The following is a 3987-nucleotide window of genomic DNA, read 5'->3' as shown; positions in this document are numbered from 1 at the left end:
CCGGCCGTATCCCGTGGTCCCACAAGGTCGCTCCGGCCTGGACGTACGCGAGCACCCGCGTCGGGCGCCGCTCGGCGGACGACAACTGTCCGCGGTCGTCGGAGAATTGCCACCCGGTCTGCTCGCTCACGTCACACGCCCCTCGCCACCGGCCGCTTCGCCCCGTTTCGGGGTCGTACACCAGTACCTGCCCAGTGATCCGGCGCGGCATCCCCGCCGCGGCGTCGTTCTACAGGTCCGCCTCGGTGCCGCGCACCAGGTAGCTGACGGGCCCTGGGTCCGGTACCGGGATCTCGGCGAAGCCGAGCCGGTCGTAGAAGGCCCTGGCCGGGGTGTTGGCCGTGAGCATGGACAGATGCACGCCCTCGACCCCCTTGGCGCGCAGGGCTGCCAGGAACGTACGCATCAGCTCTCTCCCGTACCCCCTGCGCTGCCACTCCGGAAGCAGATCGATGTGCAAGTGGGCAGGGTGGGCGGCCAGTTCAGGCAGGATCATCCGCTCCGGGTTGTGCAGGAGCGCGATCATCTCGTCGCCGGGACAGCTCGGCTCGCCATCCGGTCGCGGGTAGCGGTCCTCGACCAGGGGCAGCCAGCGCTTGCGGAACTCCGTCACGAACCGCGGTGTGTCCGCCGTCCCGAGGATGTATCCGACCGCCCGGCCCGTTCCGTCGTCGACCACGAAGGCCAGGTCGGGTTCGAGGTACGCGTACGGAGCGGCGAAGATCGACGGCACCAGCTCCTGGTCCGCGTACAGGTGCCGGGAGTCGCCGCCGTTGTCGGCCGTCCGGACGCAGATGTCGGCAAGGTCCGCACGGTCGTCCGGGTGGTAGGCGCGCAGGCCGGTTCGCAGGGTCATTGCCTCATCCTGCCGCCATGGGAGCGCTCCCAACAGGTGCGGGCGAGGAATTCCTCGAACACGGCCGTGTTCCGTGTCGATCCGGGCGGCAGCCGTTCGTATAGAGGGTGAGAGGCCGGCACGGCGCCGGCGTATTACCCGAGGAGGCACCCCATGAAGCACTACCTGCTCAGCGTCGTCACACCGGCCGACGGCGTGCCGCCCGACCCCGCGGAGATGGAACGGATCATGCGGAACGTCGAGGGCTTCCACCGGGAGCTCCAGCAGGCCGGGGCCTGGGTCTTCGACGGCGGGCTGAGTGCGCCGAGCACGGCCACCGTCGTGCGGGCGAAGGACGGCGGCACGGTGCTCACCGACGGGCCGTACATCGAGGGGAAGGAGTACCTCGGCGGGCTCAGCATCATCAAGGCCCCCGATCTGGACGCCGGGCTCGACTGGGGCCGCAAGGCCGCGCTGGCGATCGGGCTCCCCATCGAGGTCCGCCCGTTCGAGGGTGAAGTGGAGGGCTGATGACGGGCTCGCCCGGCCGGTCCGCCCCGGGCGGCGGACCGGACGAGCCGGCCGTGCCCGCCCGGGAGATCGAGCGTCTCTTCCGTGCCGAGTACGGCCGGTGCGTCGCCGTGCTCGTCGGCGCGTTCGGTGACATCGGTATCGCCGAGGAGGCGGTCCAGGAGGCGTTCACCACCGCGCTCGACCGGTGGCCGGTGACCGGGCTGCCGCCCGCACCGGCCGGCTGGATCATCACCACCGCGCGCAACCGGGCCGTCGACCGGCTGCGCCGGGAGGCCTCCCGCGCCGACCGGCACGCCCAGGCCGCACTGCTGCATGCCGGGACCGAACCGGCCGAGGAGGGACCCGTGCGCGACGACCGGCTCCGCCTGATATTCACCTGCTGCCATCCCTCGCTCTCCACCGCCGCGCAGATCGCCCTGACCCTGCGGCTGCTCGGCGGCCTCACCACCGCGGAGCTGGCACACGCCTTCCTCGTGCCGGAGCCGGCCATGGCGCAGCGGCTGGTGCGCGCGAAGGCCAAGATCCGTGACGCCCGGATCCCCTACCGGGTGCCCCGCGACGCCGATCTGCCCGAGCGGCTCCGCTCGGTGCTCGCCGTGGTGTACCTCGTCTTCAACGAGGGATACACGGCGAGTTCGGGCGACCGGCTGGTGCGCGAGGACCTCTGCGCGGAGGCCGTTCGCCTGGGGCGGCTGCTGACCGCGCTGATGCCCGACGAACCGGAGGCGGTGGGGCTCCTCGCCCTCATGCTGCTCACCGAGTCGCGGCGTCCCGCGCGCTCGGGGCCCGCCGGCGAGCTGGTGCCGCTGGATGAGCAGCGGCGCGATCTGTGGGACGGAGCGCTGATCGCCGAGGGGCAGTCGCTCGTACGGCAGTGCCTGCGGCGGGACCGGCCGGGTCCGTACCAGATCCAGGCGGCGATCAACGCCGTGCACAGCGACGCGGCGACCGCGTCCGCCACCGACTGGGGCCAGATCCTGCGGCTCTACGACCAGTTGCTCGCGGCCGCCCCGACCCCGGTGGTGGCGCTGAACCGTGCGGTCGCCCTGGCGGAGGTGGCCGGTCCAAAAGCGGCCCTCGCCCTGGTCGACCAGCTGGAGCTGGAGGGCTACCACGTGTTCCATGCCGTGCGGGCCGATCTGCTGCGCCGTCTGGGCCGCACCCGGGAGGCCGCGTCCGCCTACGACACTGCGGCGGACCTCACACAGAACACGGCCGAGCGGGACTTCCTGCGGCGCCGCCGCCGGGCGCTGCCCGACGGCTGACCGGGGCCTTCAGCCGTTGACCGCCGTCAGCAGCACCACGGCGTCCTCCAGCGCGAGCAGTCCGTGCCGCTCCTGCGGGATGGGGTGCAGCCGTCCGGGTGCCAGTTCCACGTCGCCGGACGCGGCCGTGAGCCGGACCGTGCCGCGCAGGACCTGGAGGGAGGCGGCGGGCGGCGCGTTGTGCTCGTCGAGCGCGGAGCCCGCGGTCAGGGCGATGACGGTCTGCCGCAGCGGCTCCTCGTGCAGCAGGAGGTGGGCGCTGCGGCCGTGCGCGGAGGTGCGGGCCGCGGCCAGGTGCTCGTCGGCGAGGGCATTCAGATCATTCGGAGCGTCCATATGCCCTACTGTGCCGCAGCCCTCGTTCCCCCGCGATCCTGCCCATGGACCCCGCCGGGCCCATGGGCAGGTGCGTGCTGCGTGCGGAGGTCAGGCTCGCAGCCACACCGCGGTGTCCTGCGGGAGCCTGCCCGCCGCGTCGAGCGGGCCGCTGGCCAGCAGCACCGCGGTGTGACGGGGGAGCTCGGCCGCCTCGGCGGCCAGGTTGACCACGCAGAGGAGGCCGTCGGTCCGGCTGAAGGAGAGCACTCCGGGCGCCGCGTCCAGCCAGGTCAGCCTGCGGATGCCGGGCTCCCCCGCCGTCCCGAACCCCGGCTCGCCGCGGCGCAGCCGCAGCGCCTCGCGGTACAGGGTGAGCATCGATTCCGGATCGTCGCTCTGCAGGTCGGCGGCGTAGGAGGACCAGTCGGCCGGCTGCGGGAGCCAGGGTTCGGCGGTGGCGCCGAATCCCGCGTACGGCCCCTGCGCCGACCAGGGCAGCGGCACCCGGCAGCCGTCGCGTCCGGGGTCGGTGCCGCCCTTGCGGAAGTGCATCGGGTCCTGGATGCGGTCCAGCGGGATGTCCGCCTCCGGGAGTCCGAGTTCCTCGCCCTGGTAGAGGTAGGCCGCGCCGGGCAGGGCCAGCGAGGCGCGGCGGGTGCCGAGGGCCAGGTCCGTCGGGGTGCCGAAGGTCTTCGCGTCGAAGTCGAAGCCGGTCTCGGTGCGGCCGTAGCGGGTGACGGTGCGGGTGACGTCGTGGTTGCACAGGACCCAGGTGGCGGGGGCGCCGACCGAGGCGTGCTCGGCGAGCGTGTCCTCGATGGCGGTACGCAGCAGTCCGGCGTCCCAGGGACAGGCCAGGAAGTTGAAGTTGAAAGCGGTGTGCAGCTCGTCGGGGCGCAGGTAGCGGGCGAACCGTTCGGTGTCGGGGAGCCAGACCTCGCCGACGAAGACGCCGCCGTACTCGTCGGCGATGGCGCGCCAGGAGCGGTAGATGGCGTGCAGTTCGTCGCGGTCGACGAAGGGGTGCGGGTCGCT

At 72.9% G+C, this 3987-nt stretch carries 5 protein-coding genes and 1 pseudogene; 2 read left to right on the top strand and 4 right to left on the bottom strand.

Features of this window, described 5'->3' with window-relative positions; all coding sequences use genetic code 11:
- Positions 1 to 130 (bottom strand): annotated as a pseudogene (locus tag J1C73_RS35095) (ABC transporter substrate-binding protein); the annotation flags it as partial.
- A 99-nt stretch (positions 131 to 229) separates the two neighbouring features.
- Positions 230 to 856: a GNAT family N-acetyltransferase gene (locus J1C73_RS21425; RefSeq protein ID WP_207317845.1), complete on the bottom strand. Its 627-nt coding sequence runs from the start codon at positions 854 to 856 to the stop codon at positions 230 to 232.
- A gap of 153 nt (positions 857 to 1009) precedes the next feature.
- Between J1C73_RS21425 and J1C73_RS21420 the strand changes: the two genes are divergently transcribed.
- Together J1C73_RS21420 and J1C73_RS21415 are read left to right on the top strand one after the other, a co-directional pair.
- Positions 1010 to 1366, top strand: coding sequence for a YciI family protein (locus tag J1C73_RS21420; protein ID WP_207317844.1), 357 nt, complete (start codon positions 1010 to 1012; stop codon positions 1364 to 1366).
- Entirely contained in the window at positions 1366 to 2634 is a 1269-nt protein-coding gene (locus tag J1C73_RS21415) for an RNA polymerase sigma factor (protein WP_207317843.1), read from the top strand. The genes J1C73_RS21420 and J1C73_RS21415 overlap by 1 nt, the downstream gene beginning before the upstream one ends.
- Before the next feature lie 9 nt (positions 2635 to 2643).
- Here the strand turns inward: J1C73_RS21415 and J1C73_RS21410 are convergent, their stop codons facing one another.
- Entirely contained in the window at positions 2644 to 2970 is a 327-nt protein-coding gene (locus J1C73_RS21410) for a cupin domain-containing protein (RefSeq protein WP_207317842.1), read from the bottom strand.
- 90 nt (positions 2971 to 3060) lie between these two features.
- Positions 3061 to 3987, bottom strand: a 927-nt coding sequence (locus J1C73_RS21405; RefSeq protein WP_207317841.1) for an alpha-amylase family glycosyl hydrolase, incomplete at its 5' end; no start/stop codon positions are given.

The sequence above is a fragment of the Streptomyces laculatispora genome (genome assembly GCF_017353455.1).
Taxonomy (GTDB): domain Bacteria; phylum Actinomycetota; class Actinomycetes; order Streptomycetales; family Streptomycetaceae; genus Streptomyces; species Streptomyces laculatispora.
The sequence above is the reverse complement of the archived record's forward strand: the minus strand, read 5'-3'. Positions and strand labels throughout refer to the sequence as shown.